Below are 17,385 nucleotides of genomic sequence, written 5' to 3' on the forward strand. Positions count from 1 at the left end.
CGGATGACCCTGCGCTTATCCAACCTACATGTGAGATCTCGTAGGGCAGATAAGCGTAGCGTCATCCGCCAGCTTTTACTTCTCCAGCGGCCACAACCATGCGGCACCGCGCACGCCGCTGGAATCGCCGTGCACTGCTTTGCGGATTGGAGTTTCGCATTCGCCACCAAACACCCACGGTTTCACCAGCTGTGGCACCGTTTTGTACAAGCGTTCGTTGTTGCTCATGCCACCGCCTAACACGATCACATCAGGATCGAGAATATTGACGATGTGTGCCAAAGATTTTGCGAGGCGCATTTCATAGCGTGAGATCGCCAGTTCAGCGATCGGATCTTGTTGATCCACCAGATGCATAATCTCATTGCCTTTCAATGATTTCCCGCTCAGGCGATGGTAGTCGGTGCCGAAACCAGTACCGGAAATAAAGGTTTCGATGCAACCTTGTTTTCCGCAGTAGCAAGGCACTTCTTCACGAAAACGGAGTTCGTCTTCGTCCATCCACGGTAATGGGTTATGGCCCCATTCGCCCGCCGTGCCGTTGCCGCCGATCAGGCTGCGGCCATTAATGGCCACGCCTGCACCACATCCTGTACCAATAATCACGGCAAAAACCATCGCCGCACCAGCCGCCGCTCCGTCGATAGCTTCCGAAACCGCCAGGCAGTTGGCATCGTTTGCCAAACGCACTTCGCGCTGGAGCGCATCGCACAAATCTTTATCAAAAGGCTGCCCGTTAAGCCAGGTGGAGTTCGCATTTTTGACCACGCGTGTATAGGGTGAAATCGAACCTGGAATACCCATTCCGACCGTTCCCTTCTCCCCGGTTGCCTCTTCAGCCAGACGCACGAGTTCAACGATAGTTGCGATGGTTTGCTGATAATCATTTTTTGGTGTTGGCAGGCGATGACGAAAAAGTTGCTTTCCGTCGTTCGCCAGAGCGATCACTTCTGTTTTTGTCCCACCCAGGTCGATACCAATGCGCACAGCAACCCCCTAATTTGATTAGTATTATCAATAGAATAGAAGTGTTACGCCGTAAAGACAATGAAACACAGCGCCTGATTCGTTATCATGCCCGCTGCGTTTAACTGACAGTCCGGGAAAAAATCATGCTGTGGTTCAAAAATTTAATGGTTTACCGTTTAAGCCGTGACATCACGCTTTCAGCGGATGACATGGAAAAGCAGTTGGCCGCATTTACTTTTACCCCATGCGGTAGCCAGGACATGGCCAAGACCGGTTGGGTATCGCCAATGGGCTCACACAGCGATTCATTAACCCATGTCGCCAATGGGCAAATTGTGATTTGCGCCCGTAAAGAAGAAAAAATTCTCCCGGCTCCAGTGATTAAACAAGAGCTGGAAGCAAAAATCAGCAGGCTCGAAGCCGAACAAGCTCGCAAGCTGAAAAAGACCGAGAAAGATTCTCTAAAAGATGAAGTGCTGCACTCTTTGCTGCCACGCGCATTCAGCCGTTTTAACCAAACGATGATGTGGATCGATACCGTAAACGGTTTGATCATGGTTGATTGTGCCAGCGCCAAGAAAGCTGAAGATACGTTGGCGCTGCTGCGTAAAAGCCTCGGTTCGCTACCGGTTGTCCCGTTGGCACTGGAAAACCCAATTGAACTGACGCTGACTGAGTGGGTGCGCTCCGGCGATGTTCCTCCAGGCTTTGCGCTGATGGATGAAGCCGAGCTGAAAGCCATTCTCGAAGGTGGTGGTGTGATCCGCTGTAAGCAGCAGGATCTGGTGTGCGATGAAATTGCTGCGCATATCGAAGCCGATAAAGTGGTGACGAAATTAGCTCTGGACTGGCAAGAACGTATTCAGTTCCTGGTTGCCGATGATGGTTCAATTAAGCGTCTGAAGTTTGCCGATACGCTGCGCGACCAAAACGAGGATATTGACCGTGAAGATTTCGGTGCTCGTTTTGATGCAGATTTTATTCTGATGACGGGTGAACTGGCGGCGTTGATTAAGAACCTGGTGGAAGCGTTAGGCGGCGAAGCTCAGCGCTAAAATCTGTTCCCTCTTCCCGACGGGAAGAGGGAAATAAAGACATTATTTATCAGCCAGATAACGGCAAAGATAAGAGGTAGGTTCAGCAACTTGTAAATGGAATTCGCTGTGTCCTGGAACATGGAACACGGTGCCCGCCGCATAGGTTTTCCACTCGGTTTCACCCGGCAGTAACACGTGCAATGCCCCACTAATCACTGTCATTTCTTCTGGTTGGGCGGTCCCGAAAGTGTATTCACCTTCAACCATCACCCCAACACTTGCGCGGCCAGTGCTGCTGCTGGTAAACCCAATAGATTTCACTTTACCGGAAAAGTACTCATTACTTTGAAGCATAACCAGGCCCTTTTTAAAATAGTTGAAAAAACAATATAGAGGGGAACGGAAGAGCCTGTCACGCAAATTATTGACCGTTGTTATGCGAGCAACTCTGACGCTAAGCGCGCAATTAACACGTTCGATAACAATACCGGAACATCGAGTGATTTTTGCAACAAATCACGATGTTTTTGGTGGAAACCCAGACAGTCCAGAACCAGCACATCCGCACCATCTTTAACCAGTTTCTTTCCGGCTTCGATTAAATCCTGCTCGCTTCCATGAATGGGATTCGCCAATTCATACAGCGGCTCGTTTTCCAACAACTGCCATTTTTTATTCTGAAATTTCAGCAATTCAGGAACGGGGATGATGATACCGACTTGATGCCCATCGACAATTGAGGCCACCAGCGGTGGGATAATACGTTCTGGCTCGAGCAAAATACCGTTACGCACGGAGAGATTCGATAAGCGGTGGGTGCTCATCAGCAAAATGACATCGAAGCCCTGATTATCCAGCACTTCAATCACACTCTGCAGCGCCTTCTCAACTTTTTGTTTATCGACATAAACCAGCACGTTGCCGGATAAAAGCGTCAGAAGTGGTTCATTTCCCGGTGTAGGGGAGTATTCAGCCATCACTTCATCGTGAGAGAGGTGGCCCAGTAAACTGAGGTGTCTGATTCTCTCTTCAGAGATGTGATCTGTCAGTAGCGGCAGTATTTCACTGACCGGGACGACGCCGATGGTAATAATTGCCAATGTTTGTTTCATGTTCGTTCCGCCCTTGTCCCATATCAGCCCCTCAATGCTGCGCTGGTACCAATCCTTACAAATGATACTCTGCTGAAGGTCGCTCAATAATTAACCACAAAGCGTAGCAGCATATTTGCAGAGCACCTGCTGGAATATTCAACGAAACGTCAACGACATTGATACAACATCATGGTAATGAATATTTAACAAATGAATTGAGCAAAAGATGTGATTAATCACCAGGTCAATGAATTCACTTAAAAGATGAGGGGATTCTGGCGTCCTTGCCGGGATTTTACGTCTTTCGCGGATCTTCATAACGCTGTTTAGCATCCAGCGCTTCTTGTTCGCTTTCGTGCTCACTAATCAGCGTATCAGGATGGGGATGATCGGCTCGAAGTTGATACCAGGTCACAGTTTTATCTGTCGCACCTTTTTCAACGGCAACTATACGCGCTTCCCGGGGGTATGGAGGATTGCTCGCCATCGCTCTTCCTTTGGAGATGAATGAGCGTTAAGTATAGACAAAAATCAGCTGGCTCGAGCCGTATGCAGTACCGCCAGCACCGCTTCAACAATTTCCGCAGGCGGACGAGTGGCATCAACGACATGGTGTGCAGCCTGGTTGTAAAGCGCTTCACGCGCGGCGAGAACCTCAACGATTTCATCCGTAATAGGTCTGCCAGTGAGCGTTGGACGCTGGCCTTCTTCCGGGAAAGCTTCTAAACGTGATGCCAGGATTTGCGCAGGAGCTCGCAAATAAATGACGACACCATGCTCACGCATAAACTGACGGTTACTTTCGGCCAGAACCATGCCGCCGCCGGTGGCAATAACCGTACCGGGAGCAGTAACACTTTGCAGCGCACCTGATTCACGACGACGAAAACCTTCCCAGCCCTCTTTTTCCACAATATCGGCAACGCTCATTTTGGTGCTGTCTAAAAGGTAATGGTCGGTATCGACAAAGTTACAGCCCAATGCCTGCGCTAATGCAACACCGACGGTTGTTTTGCCACAACCTCGTGCGCCGACTAAATAAATGGGTTGAGTCATCAGTGGCTAATCCTCAGCAGTACGCCAGAGTTGGTAAAAATCTGAGTAGGTAAAAATCCAGAGACTGATGACAAACGTCTTCGTAGGTCGGATAAGCGCAGCGTCATCCGACACAACTGGCGTAAATGGTGGATGACGCTAACGCTTAGCCACCCTACAAAACACATTTATCACCCTTTGTCAGCAATCTGAATCTATAACGTTTTTCGTTACGCGAATCATCATATCAGCAAGCTAGTACGCGGAATAGAATTACATCGGTTTTAGGCGCCTTTTGAACGGCTGGCAACCAGCAGCCACTTTTCCAGTTCGTTGGCAAATAGCTGGCGGTCACGCTGGTTGAGGCTGTCTGGCCCGCCAGTTTGTACACCACTGGCTCGTAAAGTATCCATAAAATCGCGCATCGTCAGGCGTTCCCGGATAGTCGCTGGCGTGTACAGCTCTCCACGAGGGTTCAGTGCAATCGCACCTTTTTCCAGCACGTCAGCGGCCAGAGGAATATCTGCGGTGACGACTAAGTCGCCCTTTTCGCAGCGGCGCACAATTTCGTTATCAGCAACATCAAACCCGCTTGCCACTTGCAGGCTGCGGATATAGCGCGATGGTGGAACTTTTAGCCCCTGGTTGGCAACCAGAGTTACCATCATTTGTGCGCGTTCCGCTGCACGAAACAGTACTTCTTTAATCACTTTTGGACACGCATCAGCATCCACCCAGATTTGCATGACGATTCCTGTGGGTCGGGGTTTATGGTGGCGATCTTGCCGTGCTTTTGCAGAATCGCAAACTTTATCTTTGCTTACGGTTAGCCGAAGCGGCGGAAATCACGTTAAGCTATGCTCATCGTACAACTCAGAAGATGGAGTGAGACTATGGATAAGAAGATTGGTTTTATTGGTTGCGGCAACATGGGGAAAGCCATCCTTGGTGGTCTGATAGCCAGTGGACAGGTGCTTCCTGGTAATATCTGGGTCTACACACCTTCGCCCGATAAAGTGCAAGAGTTGCACGATCAATATGGTATTAATGCGGCAGAAAGTGCGCAAGAAGTGGCACAAATTGCAGATATTGTTTTCGGTGCCGTGAAACCAAATGTCATGCTAAAAGTGCTGAGTGAAGTCAATTCCAGCCTGAATAAAGACTCGGTGGTGATTTCCATTGCTGCGGGCGTAACGCTGGATTCTCTGGCTAAAGCACTGGGCCACGATCGCAAAATTATTCGCGCCATGCCCAATACCCCAGCGTTAGTGAATGCGGGTATGACGTCCATCACGCCAAACGCGCTGGCTACTCCCGAAGATATTGCCGATGCGGTTAACATTTTCCGCAGCTTCGGGCTTGCCGAAGTGGTGTCTGAAACCATGATCCATCCGGTTGTGGGGGTTAGCGGCTCTGCACCAGCGTATGTGTTTATGTTTATCGAAGCCATGGCTGATGCCGCTGTGTTAGGGGGGATGCCGCGCAAACAGGCCTATCAATTTGCTGCGCAGGCCGTCATGGGCTCAGCCAAAATGGTACTGGAAACGGGTAAACATCCTGGTGAGTTAAAGGATATGGTGTGCTCGCCAGGCGGCACCACTATTGAAGCCGTGAAGGTTCTGGAAGAAAAAGGGTTCAGAGCTGCAGTGATGGAAGCCATGGTGAAATGTATGGCGAAATCAGAACACTTGGGCAAATCATAATTTTGTTACCCTCTCCTGTTTCCGGGAGGGGGTTTTAAGCTGCAATATCGGCCACTTCAGTACGGCTGCGCCCCAGGTTTTTAGCTTTATACAACGCAACATCTGCCGCTTTTAACCATTCGCGATAGCTCACCATGCTGTGATCAAACTCCGCCACACCGACACTGATACGCAGTGAGATATGCGGTGCATGCGGTAAACGAAACTCATCAAGATAGTCACGTACACGAGCCATGGCCTGTATCGCGCTATCTTGCGCCGTGCCTGACATAATCACGCCAAATTCGTCACCACCGAAACGTCCGACAACATCTGTAATGCGCAAAGTGAGCTGCAAATGCTCTGTAATGGCCAGAATCGCCTCATCACCCACATCATGGCCGCATGAATCATTAATTGATTTAAAGTGGTCAATATCAATCAAAATCAAGGTGGCACTGCGATGATAGCGCTGGCAGTTGTCATATTCACCGTGCAGCAGATGTTCCCAGTGACGACGGTTATATACGCCGGTCATGCCATCACGAGTGCTCATGTGCATTAAGCGCCGTTTATGCTCGGAAAGTTTTAGCGCGGTTCGGTAACTGACCAGTCCAAAGTAAGTAGGGTAAATCAACAAAAACGGCAAGCAAATCCAGACCTGAGATGGCATGGTTTCTAGATTAAGGGGTATTAGGAACATACCTAGCGTCAACAGGCAACTCAGCACTATAAAGCCCAAGCCGTTGAAGAACAGTTTCAATCCACCGCAACCGACATTGTTCATGCATATCATCGCGAGGATTAATGCTGATGGGAGTGCATTCATTCCCATCACCCCAATCCATACGCCGCCCATTAACGAATCAATCATTAAATTACGGGTTTCTGCCCGGGCTGGGTCAGGTGCGCGATCGGCCATTTGCCATGCTAAGTGCGGCCAGATATAGCCATAGGCGATAAGTAACAACCACCACCACCCCGATACTGGCTGCATCACCAATACCGAGGCGACACAGAAAAAACCGGTCCCTAACCCAATAGTTCTCGGTATGTAAAGGCGGCGGGCAAACCGCCTTCCCGAACGATGTCGATCCTCATCGAGGTATGTTGAACCGTCCATAAGCCCCCCAGGAATCCATCTACCAGAATTGTGATCATTAATCATGATATTTAGGAATATTCTGAAACATTTGCCGTAATTATAGAAAGCATGCTTTGGGGGAAAGTATGATTTTTAGGGTGAGGCAGCGGAGCGTCTCACCCATTTAGCTTATTTAGGCTGTTTTTTCAGGCAATTATCCATGAAGGTTTTTCGCACATCACCGGATAAGGTTTGTCGCCCCGCTTGCGCATTACACTCTTTCATCTTCTGTTGTTGCGGGGTCAGGCTTTTATCTGCGGGGGGCGACTCGCTATTTTTTAAGCAGTTGCTCATGTAGGTTTTGCGTTCATCCCCTTTTAAGATTTGTGCAGTGGCTTTTTGATTACACGTCGTCATACGCTGTTGCTGCGGCGTCAGCGCTTTGTCTGCCGCCCCCGCAGAGCCAACAATACCTGCCAATAAAGCGAACATTAATACCGTTTTCATAGCACCACCCTTTTTAATGTGATGCTTTAATTTTGGTCTGTAGAGTGCGAAAAGGCGAACTGCCGGACGCAGGTATTCTGCCGCTTCGTCCGTTATCGAAACTCTGCTGTGAGGAATAATGGAGAAATAAAAACGATGAGTACAACTTAATTACCCTTATTAACTATTAAGGGTATTAATAATAAAAAACCAGACAGAAAAAAGAGTAATACCGAAATTCAAACTGATGGGCGATTCAGAAGTCGGATTAAATATTTCTTCAATAGATCAGTGTCATAAGATGTGACTGTATCACTGGGTTTGACATTGGCTAAAGAGTCTTCAATGCTAGATGTTATTGCCTGCTGATCCTGGTGCCCCATGCGGTGGAGAATGGCAGTAACGACTATTTCAAGGGCTTCTATCTGTGCAACAAACTCTTTTGACTCTTCTTCTTTTTCGGCGAGTCTGGTCAGTAACTCAGAAATGAGGTTTCTCATCATAATTATCCCAAAGGATTTGAAACCTGACGTTATCATTCTGTTTTCATGTTGCCTAGAGGGAGTAGCGACTATTTTTATATGGATTAACAAATTTGTGTTGGAGCGCAAAAACATTTTATAGATGACAACTTAAAAATATCACCATGCAGTTATTTCAGATCTAAAATTAACAACATAGTTTGTGGTTGATGTAATTTTGCTTGGTTTTTGTCCCTTTTAAAAGGGGTAATACCTTGCAGAAACTTTAAAGATTAAGGCAGCATCTGATTTCGCATGGCATCTTGCTGCCTTTTACGCCTTAACATCACGGCCAACTGCCATACATTAAGTAACACCACCAACGCCGTAGCAATAAATACCCAGCGATAGCCAGCCATGGCAGATACACCCGCACCAATTAAGGGGCCAATCACATTCCCCAGATACATAAACGACTGGTTATATCCAAAAATCCGCCCGGTCACCTGGTCACTGCAATACTTCACTAACAACGTTTGAACCGCTGGTAGCATCGCGCCATCGGCAAAGCCCAGTAAAAAACGTAATACGGCTAATTGCATAGGCGAGGTCACCCATGACATAGCAAAAAATAATAGGACTGAAATAATCAACGTTGCCATTAATACACGGGCAGTGCCAATTCTGTCACCCAACTTACCTAATCGTGGGGCCGAAATAAGAGCCGAGATACCGGGAACCGCCGCAATAAAACCACTGATAAAAGCGATATTGTTACTTTCAGGAGAAAGCTGTTTGATAAACAGAGTGAGTATTGGTCCCACCGAACCATTACAAAGCTGAATGACCATGGTGGTGACAAACAAACTCATCATTAATTTAGGATAAGGAAGTGAAGCAAACACGGCTTTGCCTGACAAACGGTCGGATTTACTTATTACAGGTCGTGCACCTTCTTTAATCAGGAATAATGTCACTAAAAAACTGACCATTAACAACGCCGCGGTGACATAAAAGACCATTCTTAAACCAAGGGTATCGGCCATATATCCACCCAATAATGGGCCAACAATAACCCCACTAATTTGCGCGGTTGAAAGAGTACTTAATGCCCAGCCGCTACGTTCCCGAGGGACTTGAGAGGCCACTAACGCCATCGCATTGGGGATATAGCCAGAGGTGAGCCCCATGATGGCGCGTAGAATAAAAAGTTGCCAGACGTTGGTGGCAAACGCCTGTAATAAAATGGCGACAGCCATCCCCAGTGATGCCCGCAGCAGCATTAATTTCCGCCCCTTGCGATCGGCAAGACTACCCCACATTGGCGATACAATAGCGGAAACCAGAAACGTCACGCTGAAGGTCAGCCCTGACCACATAGACAATGCTTGATGGGACGTTACGCCGAGTTGTTCAACATACAGCGGCAAAAACGGCAGAATTTGGCTAATGGCTAATCCGGTAAAAAAACACCCGAACCATACCGAGATAATATTGACCTTCCAGGATTCCATACCGTGCACATTTTATAAGTGAGATAAAAAAGAATAGCGAAGAATGTGAACTTTATCATACAAATTGATTTTATCGAGCCGAGTTGTTGCCCGGTATTTTCACTGCCAAGCCCTAATAACATGCAATATTGATTACGGAATAATCATTATAGAAATTGCGTTGTTTTAAGCTGCAGGAAGCACATGAATCCTCGCAATGAGCGTGGTATGTTGTCCGCCTTTGCACAGTTTAAGGATGGGTTTAGGCATGGCAAAACTGCGGGTGGGTATCGTGTTTGGTGGCAAGTCAGCAGAACACGAAGTGTCGCTGCAGTCAGCGAAAAATATTGTCGACGCCATTGATAAATCAAAGTTTGAAGTGGTGTTGCTGGGAATTGATAAACAAGGCCAGTGGCATGTCAATGATGCGTCGAACTATCTGTTAAACGCAGAAAATCCGGCATTGATCGCCCTGAATCGCTCCGGAACAAATGTCGCCGTGGTGCCTGGTCAAACCCAGAACCAACTGATTGAATCCTCCTCTGCGCAGTTTTTAGCCCCGGTGGATGTGATTTTCCCAATCGTTCATGGAACGCTGGGCGAAGATGGCTCCCTGCAAGGGATGCTGCGCATGGCTAACTTACCGTTTGTCGGTTCTGGTGTGTTGGGTTCCGCCGTAAGCATGGATAAAGACGTGACGAAACGTCTGCTGCGAGATGCCGGGCTGAACATCGCTCCGTTTATCACACTGACCCGAGCAAACCGTAACAAAACTAGCTTTGCCGAAATCCAGGCCAAACTCGGCCTGCCGCTGTTTATTAAACCTGCTAATCAGGGTTCATCCGTCGGTGTCAGTAAAGTCAGCTCCGCTGAGCAGTACGAAACGGCAGTGGCATTAGCTTTCGAATTTGATAGTAAAGTCGTGGTGGAAACGGGTATTAAAGGCCGCGAGATTGAATGTGCGGTGTTGGGTAACGATGAACCACGAGCCAGCACTTGCGGTGAAGTGGTTGTTAACAGCGATTTCTACTCTTACGACACCAAATATATCGATGATAAAGGCGCGCAAGTTGTGGTACCTGCGGCGATCGAGGCTGATATCAACGATAAAATCCGTGAAATTGCGGTACGTGCTTATCAGACGCTGGAATGCAGTGGGATGGCGCGGGTGGATGTGTTCCTGACCGCTGATAATGAAGTTATTATCAATGAGATCAACACGCTGCCTGGCTTTACCAACATCAGCATGTATCCAAAACTCTGGCAAGCAAGCGGCTTAGATTACCAAACGTTGATTACGCGTTTGATTGAGCTGGCTCTTGAGCGCCACCAGCAAGATAGCGCTCTGAAAAGTTCGATTACAGCTTAAGTTCTACTCTTTCGCTGCCGCCGGTTCTTCTGGTTCTGGACGGCGGCGAATGATCAACCCAGCCAACCAGAAGCAAATTACCCACGTCACCAACCCGACTGCATAGTTCTGCCAGCCTTCGGTTTTAAATCCCAGCAAGCCAATCACACCATTCAAAATAAAGATCATGCCAATCGCTACGGCGTAATAGTGCCAGTCACGGCGCATTTTTAAAGACAATGTTTTCGCAGACATGGTGCAACCCGTCAGGACAAAAAAGAGGACTTATTGTGGCATAGCCTGCGGCGATAAACCGCACGTTGATGCGGGCTAAACAGCATAATGTTACGAAAATTTCACCTAAGTTACGAATATGTGATCTCAGACATATAATCGCAAACCAGGACTATTCCGCCCCCTAAATTACCAACAATCTGATATTGACAAACAATATGACCTGCCAAACTCAGCGCAATTGATTTATCAGGCCGATGCCTGAATCGTTTTACTGTTGCATGGGAGGTCGTGATGACTGATATAAGTTTGTCGAAACAGGTTGTTCCGGTAGGCCTTGTTTCAACAACGAAAACAGAGAGATCTACCCGGAGTAATCTGGCTTATGCCGCATTCATTTTGTTCTGCTTCTGGGTGGGGGCGCAAATCCTGAGTTTGATGGTTCACGCCCCTGGCGTACTTGAACACCTCGCTCAGGGTAATGATGCCTCGCGCCCGCGCATTGAAATGGGTTTTGCAGTCAGCACTGTTTTTGGTCTGGTCCCCTTTCTTGCAGGCTGTGCATTAGTCGGAGTCATTTGCCTGGCGCTGAAATTCCATCAACGCCATTATTTTTAAACCTGTTTTGGCGGATAACATTTCGTTTATCCGCCTGCGAATTCCGACTTACAATTTCATACACGCAGCACGCCGCTCGTCCACTCGCTTAGCAAACCAGGCTGTCGTCAAATTACGGGTGATTTTTGGACTTTCGAGCGTAATGCCTGGCAACATTTCTCGTGGCAACTTCTTACCGGTTTTCTTCTCCGCTATCGCATAAACCTGCTGATATAAATCAGTTTTCTCAAAGTCGATGCTGTCGCCTTTTTGCAATGCACGGTGAATATGGCTTTCACTCATATCAAGTGTTTTCGCCAGCTTCCTGACAGCCAGTTCGGTGTTGCCTGCTTTATCGGTGTTATACAAAATTAAGTCGCCATCCAGCGCCAGTTTGACACCGCTGGCCTTGCTGACGGCGCTCTGGAATGCGGCGTTGCGGCTGGCGTACCATCCGGCGTTGAAATCCGCAAAACGGTAAAGTGGTTGGGTGTAATTCGCTGGGTAATTCAGTAAATGATACGTGCCAAACCACAAGCCACCGCGTCGCGTGAACACTTCCTGCCGCACGGTGCCTTCCATTTTCCATGGATAGCCGTTGGTGTGCTGTTCAGCAAAAGCGATACTCACCTGCATTGGGCCGCCGGTATGAACCGGGTTCAGATTGCCGAATAATTTCTGCCCCATCGGCACCATATCGATGAAATCATCAAAAATGGCGCTCAACTGCCCTTCCGTTTTCACGTTATCCAGACGTTCACTGTAACTCTTGCCATTCGGCGATTTGATTAACAGCGCGGTGTGAACCAGGAACACTGGAATATGCATTTTCTCGGCGCGACGGTCGATTTCCTTCCAGGCAATTTTATTCAGATTTGGCACGGTCGGGTCGGCAACCAGATTGGATTCTTGCTGCGCGACCGCCAAAACCGAGCAGATATTTTCCTCGCTTGGCGCAATATCCTGGCTCTTAAAAGTGCTCGCTAAATCTTTCGCCCAGTTGTTACGGTCTTTTACGCTAGCGGGGATTTTCTGCTTTACCACCGTTTCGACATCAACCGGCTTTGCGGTTTCTGAAACAGAAGGCGTGGTTTTAGTGGTACAACCCGCCAGCACCAAAATGGCACCGAGGCTGAGTGCGAAAAGTCCTTGTTGCCTGCTTAAAGTCACTATAGTCATAACGTTCCGTTGTAATTGTTTTGTAAGGCTGGATAAACAATAACAGTTCTGCAATCTGGCGTTTATCAGAGATTGGCTGATAAATGCCAGGGAGCATTCGGCGCGCTGACAAAAAGTGCGCTTATCTTGACACAAACTTGACAGTTAATTGCCTGGTCAGTAATTTCAACTGTAATTACTGACCAGGCAACTATCATGACGAACAATCCGGGTATTATCGATAACAAGCTTCATCTCGGTTTGCTTATCCACCTCGCGAACCAGTTTAAAGATCAGTTGATCAGCCAATATTTCTCTGGTGCGGATATCACCGCAGCGCAATTTAAGGTACTGATTAATATTTATAAAGGCGTGACCAGCCCTGTTGTCATCAGCAAAAACCTGGTGATGGATGCTGGCGCGATGAGCCGTATGGTTGGCCGCATGGTCAAGCGCGAACTGATTGTTCGCCATCCCAATCCACAAGATAAGCGCCAGGTGATTCTGGCTCTGACAGACAAGGGCCAGTTGATTTGCGATCGTTTTCAGAATGAAGCGCTCGCTTCAATTATTGCCTCTCTCACCGCACGCCTGACGCAGGATGAATCTCAACAACTGGTGGCATTAATTACCAAAATGCTGCCGGATGACATCACCGCGCCACATCGCTAACACCGTTTAAAGGCCAAAAGATGGAAACCACTCCAGAAGAACACGTTCAGCGATCCAGTAAGCGCAAACGTAATTTTATTATTTTTATCCTGATTCTTGTGCTGGCCGCCGCCGGCTGTCTCACATGGTATTTCTTGTATGCTCGTTTTTATGAGTCAACAGATGATGCCTACGTGAATGGCAATCAGGTCGCGCTAACCCCGCAAATTAACGGCACAGTGACTCAGGTCACCGCAGACGAAGGGGATTTCGTCGAGAAAGGCCAACCGCTGGTATTACTTGACCCAAGCGATACTCAGATTGCGCTACAACAAGCAGAAGCCAACCTGGCAAACACCGTTCGCCAGGTGCGCGGTTTATACAGCACAGCGGATAATTACCGTGCGCAAGTCGCCGCTAAACAGGTCGCCCTGCAAACGGCTCAAAATGACTATGCGCGCCGCGAGAAAATATTCTCGACTGGTGCGATTGCCGCAGAAGACCTCGCGCATTATCGCGATGCCGTCACCAGCGCACAAAGCGATTTGGCTGCTGCACAACAAGCATTGCGTACCAACCTGGCGATGGTGGATGACACCGTTATTGAAAGCCATCCGGAAATCAAAACTGCTGTTGCAACACTTCGTCAGCGTTATCTGGATAACTCGCGTACCACTATTGTGGCTCCGGTAAGTGGCTATGTCGCCAAACGCGCCGTGCAATTGGGGATGCAGGTCACTTCTGGCACCACTTTGCTGGCCATCGTGCCGCTCAATGAAGTGTGGGTGGATGCTAACTTCAAAGAAAGCCAGATGAAAACCATGCGTCTGGGCCAGAAAGTGACGCTTAACGCCGATCTGTACGGTGATGATGTTGAATACCACGGAACGATTGAAAGCCTTGGGATTGGCACTGGCAGCGCGTTTTCGTTGTTGCCAGCGCAGAATGCCAGCGGTAACTGGATCAAAATCGTTCAGCGCCTGCCAGTACGTATCACGCTCGATCCACATGATATGCGCAAGCACCCGCTGCGCGTTGGGTTGTCGATGAATGCACGTGTGGATATTCGCAATGAAGAGGGTCACCTGCTGCCACAAAAAACTGTCAGCGCCCCTCGCTTTACCACTGATGTCTATCAAGACTCACTGGAAGCGGCAGACAAACTGGTGACGAAAATCCTTCATGACAACAGCAATGCGGTAGCGTCAAGCGCCCATTAAGAGAGAAGTTATGCAAGATAAGGCGGCGTATACGCCACCCAGTCTGCTGCTCGCGACGCTCGCACTGTCGCTGGCAACTTTCATGCAGGTGCTGGACTCAACCATTGCAAACGTCGCATTGCCGACGATTGCCGGCAATCTGGGTGTTAGTGCAGATCAAGGCACGTGGGTTATCACTTCGTTTGCAGTGTGTAACGCTATTGCTTTGCCGCTCACCGGTTGGTTTACCCGACGCTTTGGTCAACTGAAACTTTTTATCGGATCGGTGGTGATGTTTACCCTCACCTCATTCCTGTGCGGTTTTGCCCACAGTATGACCGAGCTGATAATCTTCCGCGCCATGCAGGGTTTTTTCGCCGGCCCCATGTTCCCGATGTGCCAGACACTGTTGTTGGTTATCTTCCCGCCGATGAAACGTGGGATGGCGTTGGCGCTGTTGTCGATGGTGACGGTCGTCGCTCCCATCGTTGGGCCAATTACCGGTGGCTGGATTACTGATAACTACTCCTGGCCATGGATTTTTTACATCAACGTGCCAATCGGCATTTTTGCCTCGATTGTCGTTTGGACACAGATGCGTGGGCGCGAAGAAACTACCACTACATCACCGATTGACTATATCGGCATCGGATTGCTGGTAATCGGTGTAGGGCTGTTACAAGTAGTGCTGGATAAGGGCAACGATCTTGATTGGTTTGCCTCACCAGAAATTATCATCATGTCGGTGATTTCGGCGATTGGTCTGGTGGCTTTTGTCATTTGGGAGTTGGGCGAGCGCCACCCCATTGTGAATTTGCGTCTGTTTAAAGAACGCAACTTTGCGATTGGTACCACGGCATTAATGCTTGGATATGCGGCTTTCTTCGCTATCAACATTATCCTGCCGCAGTGGCTGCAAACACAGATGGGCTACACCGCAATCTGGGCCGGACTTGCCGCGGCACCGATGGGTTTCTTGCCACTGTTACTGACGCCGATTGTTGGCCGTTATGCCAGCAAAGTGGATTTACGAATTCTGGCGTCAATGTCGTTCCTGATTATGGGCGCGTCCTGCTTGTTCCGTGCGCAGTTCAATACCAACGTAGATTTCCGCACTATTGCTGAGGTGCAGATGTTTATGGGTATCGGCGTGGCATTCTTCTTTATGCCGTTAACAACGATTGTGTTGTCGAATCTTCATGGTGCTGAAGTGGCGGAAGGTTCTGGCTTAGCCACGTTCTTCCGCGTATTGGGTGGTTCATTCGCTTCGTCACTGACAACCTGGATTTGGTCACGTCGTGAAGTTTTCCATCATGCCAATCTGACCGAAAGCGTGTCGATTTATAACCCGTCTGCGGTGGATTATCTGGATAAAATGGGTGGCGCGACGCAACAGCATCTGGCGTGGGTTGATAAAACTATCGAACAACAGGCCTACATGATGTCGACCATCGACTACTTCTGGATTTTGGGTTGGGGATTTATGGGGCTGATTGTGATTATCTGGTTCGCGCGACCGCCGTTTATCCGCTCTGGCGCACCTGGCGCTCCGGCTGCGGGGCATTAATAGAATCTGGCGGGTTTCCCCGCCAGACTTTTATTCTTAGACTGACTCACCTGCCGCTTCCACTGGAATATCCTGCAACGTGCGCTCAAAACTGCGCAGACGTTTGTAGATAGACATCAGTTCAACGAGTGTGGTCCACGAGCTAATCAAATACTGGAACGAGCCGCGAACCTGACCGAACACGTTGGTGATTTGCGTCATGAGTCCAAGAGTAATGGTCCCCGCAACAATCGATGGGAACAACAAGAACAGGCCAAACACGTTATCGACTTGCAGATACAGAATACGTGCAATGTTGAAGTACATGTAATGGAAGTACAGCCGGAAATAGTTTCTGCGCACGCCGTCAAATAGCTCTTTTATGGTTGGTGGAGACGCACGAGAAGCATCGTCCTCGCCATAAACGAGCTCTTTACGATAAGCCGCTTCGACACGCTGATTTTTGAACTCAAGACCGGGTAATTTAATCCCGACGACAGCCAATAATCCTGTACCAAGCAAGGACCAAATAATCGCAGCAATGACCAGCCCGTATGGGATGTGCCCGACTATCGGCAAATTTGGAACGTGAGCAGAAAGAGTGACCAGCACCGGCAGGAATGCAATTAACGTCATGATAGCGTTAATAAAACTGACGCCCATATCCTCCAGTGTGGAAGCAAAACGCATGGTGTCTTCCTGCACACGCTGCGCGGCACCTTCGATATTACGCAGTAACTGCCAATTATCCATGTAGTATTCGTTCATCGCTGTGCGCCAACGGAATACATAGTGGCTGACAAAGAAATTGTTCATCACCCCGACAATGACTGCAATTAATGCAATTCCCAGGAACACGCCAACTTCATGATAGAACTGCTCAATCGTGACTTTATGAGGCGAACTGAGTGCCGTCTGGATTAGATCGTAGAATGGGGCATACCACGCATTCACTGCGACCCCGACTTCGACCAGGAACCAGGTCACGAAAATAATCAGTGAGGAGCCGAGAATCGACCAATATTGCCAACGGTGCGGGCTATAAATAAACCAGAAAACCGCAAACGCCCCCACACAAAGCGCGTAATAAGCGTAAAACACCAGATAGCCCATCGACCAAAAACGGGCGGCGCTGATAGGTACTTCCCCCGTCGCACCGGTAATACGCACTACCCAGTTGCCTCCGCCTGCCTGCCAGAAGACAACGGCGATCATCGCCCAAATAAAAGCCGACAGAAAAAACGCTGTCGGGCGTGGGAAAAACGATTTAAACATCTACAACACTCCTGAAAACAAACTCTTATTGTTATG

At 48.7% G+C, this 17,385-nt stretch carries 20 protein-coding genes; 7 read left to right on the forward strand and 13 right to left on the reverse strand.

The features are described from left to right. Window positions 1–75 precede the first annotated feature (75 nt). A complete protein-coding gene (gene mak / locus D8682_RS10590) occupies window positions 76–987 on the reverse strand; it encodes a fructokinase (RefSeq protein WP_064549218.1) in 912 nt (303 codons plus the stop codon). 125 nt (window positions 988–1,112) lie between these two features. Between mak and rdgC the strand changes: the two genes are divergently transcribed. Further along, entirely contained in the window at window positions 1,113–2,024 is a 912-nt protein-coding gene (rdgC, locus tag D8682_RS10595; RefSeq protein WP_064549221.1) for a recombination-associated protein RdgC, read from the forward strand. Window positions 2,025–2,066: 42 nt separating this feature from the next. On the opposite strand, the gene ppnP is transcribed toward rdgC, so the two are convergent. The 5 genes from ppnP to D8682_RS10620 all read right to left on the reverse strand — a co-directional run bounded on the left by ppnP (window position 2,067) and on the right by D8682_RS10620 (window position 4,881). Next, window positions 2,067–2,360 carry a pyrimidine/purine nucleoside phosphorylase gene (gene ppnP, locus D8682_RS10600; RefSeq protein WP_034457894.1) on the reverse strand — a complete coding sequence of 98 codons (294 nt, stop codon included), beginning with the start codon at window positions 2,358–2,360 and terminating at the stop codon, window positions 2,067–2,069. A gap of 80 nt (window positions 2,361–2,440) precedes the next feature. Continuing rightward, window positions 2,441–3,118 carry an AroM family protein gene (locus tag D8682_RS10605; protein WP_121814239.1) on the reverse strand — a complete coding sequence of 226 codons (678 nt, stop codon included), beginning with the start codon at window positions 3,116–3,118 and terminating at the stop codon, window positions 2,441–2,443. 277 nt (window positions 3,119–3,395) lie between these two features. Further along, complete coding sequence (locus D8682_RS10610; RefSeq protein WP_121814240.1) at window positions 3,396–3,587, reverse strand: YaiA family protein; 192 nt, start codon at window positions 3,585–3,587, stop codon at window positions 3,396–3,398. Window positions 3,588–3,631: 44 nt separating this feature from the next. Then, entirely contained in the window at window positions 3,632–4,156 is a 525-nt protein-coding gene (aroL, locus tag D8682_RS10615; RefSeq protein ID WP_121814241.1) for a shikimate kinase AroL, read from the reverse strand. A gap of 263 nt (window positions 4,157–4,419) precedes the next feature. Then, the gene (locus D8682_RS10620) at window positions 4,420–4,881 is read right to left on the reverse strand and encodes a YaiI/YqxD family protein (RefSeq protein WP_121814242.1); all 462 of its coding nucleotides are present in this window, start codon (window positions 4,879–4,881) and stop codon (window positions 4,420–4,422) included. Window positions 4,882–5,028: 147 nt separating this feature from the next. Between D8682_RS10620 and proC the strand changes: the two genes are divergently transcribed. Continuing rightward, complete coding sequence (gene proC / locus D8682_RS10625) at window positions 5,029–5,838, forward strand: pyrroline-5-carboxylate reductase (protein WP_064549230.1); 810 nt, start codon at window positions 5,029–5,031, stop codon at window positions 5,836–5,838. Between the two features lie 34 nt (window positions 5,839–5,872). On the opposite strand, the gene adrA is transcribed toward proC, so the two are convergent. The 4 genes from adrA to D8682_RS10645 all read right to left on the reverse strand — a co-directional run bounded on the left by adrA (window position 5,873) and on the right by D8682_RS10645 (window position 9,362). Further along, complete coding sequence (gene adrA / locus D8682_RS10630) at window positions 5,873–6,940, reverse strand: diguanylate cyclase AdrA (RefSeq protein WP_064549233.1); 1,068 nt, start codon at window positions 6,938–6,940, stop codon at window positions 5,873–5,875. Window positions 6,941–7,090: 150 nt separating this feature from the next. Then, complete coding sequence (locus D8682_RS10635) at window positions 7,091–7,408, reverse strand: PsiF family protein (protein WP_064549236.1); 318 nt, start codon at window positions 7,406–7,408, stop codon at window positions 7,091–7,093. A gap of 218 nt (window positions 7,409–7,626) precedes the next feature. Next, window positions 7,627–7,887, reverse strand: a complete 261-nt coding sequence (gene iraP / locus D8682_RS10640; RefSeq protein WP_064549344.1) for an anti-adapter protein IraP — start codon at window positions 7,885–7,887, stop codon at window positions 7,627–7,629. Between the two features lie 254 nt (window positions 7,888–8,141). Beyond that, window positions 8,142–9,362: a multidrug efflux MFS transporter gene (locus D8682_RS10645; RefSeq protein ID WP_064549239.1), complete on the reverse strand. Its 1,221-nt coding sequence runs from the start codon at window positions 9,360–9,362 to the stop codon at window positions 8,142–8,144. A 247-nt stretch (window positions 9,363–9,609) separates the two neighbouring features. Here D8682_RS10645 and ddlA point away from each other — a divergent pair, with 247 nt between their 5' ends. After that, window positions 9,610–10,710, forward strand: coding sequence for a D-alanine--D-alanine ligase (gene ddlA / locus D8682_RS10650; protein WP_121814243.1), 1,101 nt, complete (start codon window positions 9,610–9,612; stop codon window positions 10,708–10,710). 3 nt (window positions 10,711–10,713) lie between these two features. On the opposite strand, the gene D8682_RS10655 is transcribed toward ddlA, so the two are convergent. Continuing rightward, window positions 10,714–10,944 carry a DUF2754 family protein gene (locus D8682_RS10655; RefSeq protein ID WP_064549245.1) on the reverse strand — a complete coding sequence of 77 codons (231 nt, stop codon included), beginning with the start codon at window positions 10,942–10,944 and terminating at the stop codon, window positions 10,714–10,716. A gap of 273 nt (window positions 10,945–11,217) precedes the next feature. Here D8682_RS10655 and D8682_RS10660 point away from each other — a divergent pair, with 273 nt between their 5' ends. After that, window positions 11,218–11,541: a DUF2755 family protein gene (locus tag D8682_RS10660; protein ID WP_064549248.1), complete on the forward strand. Its 324-nt coding sequence runs from the start codon at window positions 11,218–11,220 to the stop codon at window positions 11,539–11,541. 48 nt (window positions 11,542–11,589) lie between these two features. On the opposite strand, the gene D8682_RS10665 is transcribed toward D8682_RS10660, so the two are convergent. After that, window positions 11,590–12,699 carry a DUF1615 domain-containing protein gene (locus tag D8682_RS10665; protein WP_121814244.1) on the reverse strand — a complete coding sequence of 370 codons (1,110 nt, stop codon included), beginning with the start codon at window positions 12,697–12,699 and terminating at the stop codon, window positions 11,590–11,592. 195 nt (window positions 12,700–12,894) lie between these two features. Here D8682_RS10665 and D8682_RS10670 point away from each other — a divergent pair, with 195 nt between their 5' ends. Genes D8682_RS10670 through D8682_RS10680 form a run of 3 tightly spaced genes read left to right on the forward strand, consistent with a single transcriptional unit; the run spans window position 12,895 to window position 16,095 of the window. Further along, window positions 12,895–13,350 carry a MarR family transcriptional regulator gene (locus D8682_RS10670; RefSeq protein ID WP_064549254.1) on the forward strand — a complete coding sequence of 152 codons (456 nt, stop codon included), beginning with the start codon at window positions 12,895–12,897 and terminating at the stop codon, window positions 13,348–13,350. Window positions 13,351–13,370: 20 nt separating this feature from the next. Further along, window positions 13,371–14,549 (forward strand): efflux RND transporter periplasmic adaptor subunit, encoded by a 1,179-nt coding sequence (locus D8682_RS10675; protein WP_121814245.1) that lies wholly within the window; start codon window positions 13,371–13,373, stop codon window positions 14,547–14,549. Between the two features lie 10 nt (window positions 14,550–14,559). Then, the gene (locus tag D8682_RS10680; RefSeq protein WP_121814246.1) at window positions 14,560–16,095 is read left to right on the forward strand and encodes a DHA2 family efflux MFS transporter permease subunit; all 1,536 of its coding nucleotides are present in this window, start codon (window positions 14,560–14,562) and stop codon (window positions 16,093–16,095) included. Between the two features lie 36 nt (window positions 16,096–16,131). On the opposite strand, the gene sbmA is transcribed toward D8682_RS10680, so the two are convergent. After that, window positions 16,132–17,349: a peptide antibiotic transporter SbmA gene (gene sbmA, locus D8682_RS10685; protein WP_064549263.1), complete on the reverse strand. Its 1,218-nt coding sequence runs from the start codon at window positions 17,347–17,349 to the stop codon at window positions 16,132–16,134. Window positions 17,350–17,385: the final 36 nt, after the last annotated feature.

The organism is Buttiauxella sp. 3AFRM03, from assembly GCF_003675305.1.
GTDB lineage: Bacteria > Pseudomonadota > Gammaproteobacteria > Enterobacterales > Enterobacteriaceae > Buttiauxella > Buttiauxella ferragutiae.

Bases quoted from the DNA above. Each gene is read 5' to 3' on its own strand.
- D8682_RS10635 (WP_064549236.1), bottom strand. From the start codon at position 7,408: ATGAAAACGGTATTAATGTTCGCTTTATTGGCAGGTATTGTTGGCTCT.
- D8682_RS10680 (WP_121814246.1), top strand. From the start codon at position 14,560: ATGCAAGATAAGGCGGCGTATACGCCACCCAGTCTGCTGCTCGCGACG.
- iraP (WP_064549344.1), bottom strand. From the start codon at position 7,887: ATGAGAAACCTCATTTCTGAGTTACTGACCAGACTCGCCGAAAAAGAA.
- D8682_RS10645 (WP_064549239.1), bottom strand. From the start codon at position 9,362: ATGGAATCCTGGAAGGTCAATATTATCTCGGTATGGTTCGGGTGTTTT.
- ppnP (WP_034457894.1), bottom strand. From the start codon at position 2,360: ATGCTTCAAAGTAATGAGTACTTTTCCGGTAAAGTGAAATCTATTGGG.
- D8682_RS10605 (WP_121814239.1), bottom strand. From the start codon at position 3,118: ATGAAACAAACATTGGCAATTATTACCATCGGCGTCGTCCCGGTCAGT.
- sbmA (WP_064549263.1), bottom strand. From the start codon at position 17,349: ATGTTTAAATCGTTTTTCCCACGCCCGACAGCGTTTTTTCTGTCGGCT.
- D8682_RS10655 (WP_064549245.1), bottom strand. From the start codon at position 10,944: ATGTCTGCGAAAACATTGTCTTTAAAAATGCGCCGTGACTGGCACTAT.
- D8682_RS10660 (WP_064549248.1), top strand. From the start codon at position 11,218: ATGACTGATATAAGTTTGTCGAAACAGGTTGTTCCGGTAGGCCTTGTT.
- aroL (WP_121814241.1), bottom strand. From the start codon at position 4,156: ATGACTCAACCCATTTATTTAGTCGGCGCACGAGGTTGTGGCAAAACA.
- ddlA (WP_121814243.1), top strand. From the start codon at position 9,610: ATGGCAAAACTGCGGGTGGGTATCGTGTTTGGTGGCAAGTCAGCAGAA.
- rdgC (WP_064549221.1), top strand. From the start codon at position 1,113: ATGCTGTGGTTCAAAAATTTAATGGTTTACCGTTTAAGCCGTGACATC.
- adrA (WP_064549233.1), bottom strand. From the start codon at position 6,940: ATGGACGGTTCAACATACCTCGATGAGGATCGACATCGTTCGGGAAGG.
- D8682_RS10670 (WP_064549254.1), top strand. From the start codon at position 12,895: ATGACGAACAATCCGGGTATTATCGATAACAAGCTTCATCTCGGTTTG.
- D8682_RS10665 (WP_121814244.1), bottom strand. From the start codon at position 12,699: ATGACTATAGTGACTTTAAGCAGGCAACAAGGACTTTTCGCACTCAGC.
- proC (WP_064549230.1), top strand. From the start codon at position 5,029: ATGGATAAGAAGATTGGTTTTATTGGTTGCGGCAACATGGGGAAAGCC.
- D8682_RS10675 (WP_121814245.1), top strand. From the start codon at position 13,371: ATGGAAACCACTCCAGAAGAACACGTTCAGCGATCCAGTAAGCGCAAA.
- D8682_RS10610 (WP_121814240.1), bottom strand. From the start codon at position 3,587: ATGGCGAGCAATCCTCCATACCCCCGGGAAGCGCGTATAGTTGCCGTT.
- D8682_RS10620 (WP_121814242.1), bottom strand. From the start codon at position 4,881: ATGCAAATCTGGGTGGATGCTGATGCGTGTCCAAAAGTGATTAAAGAA.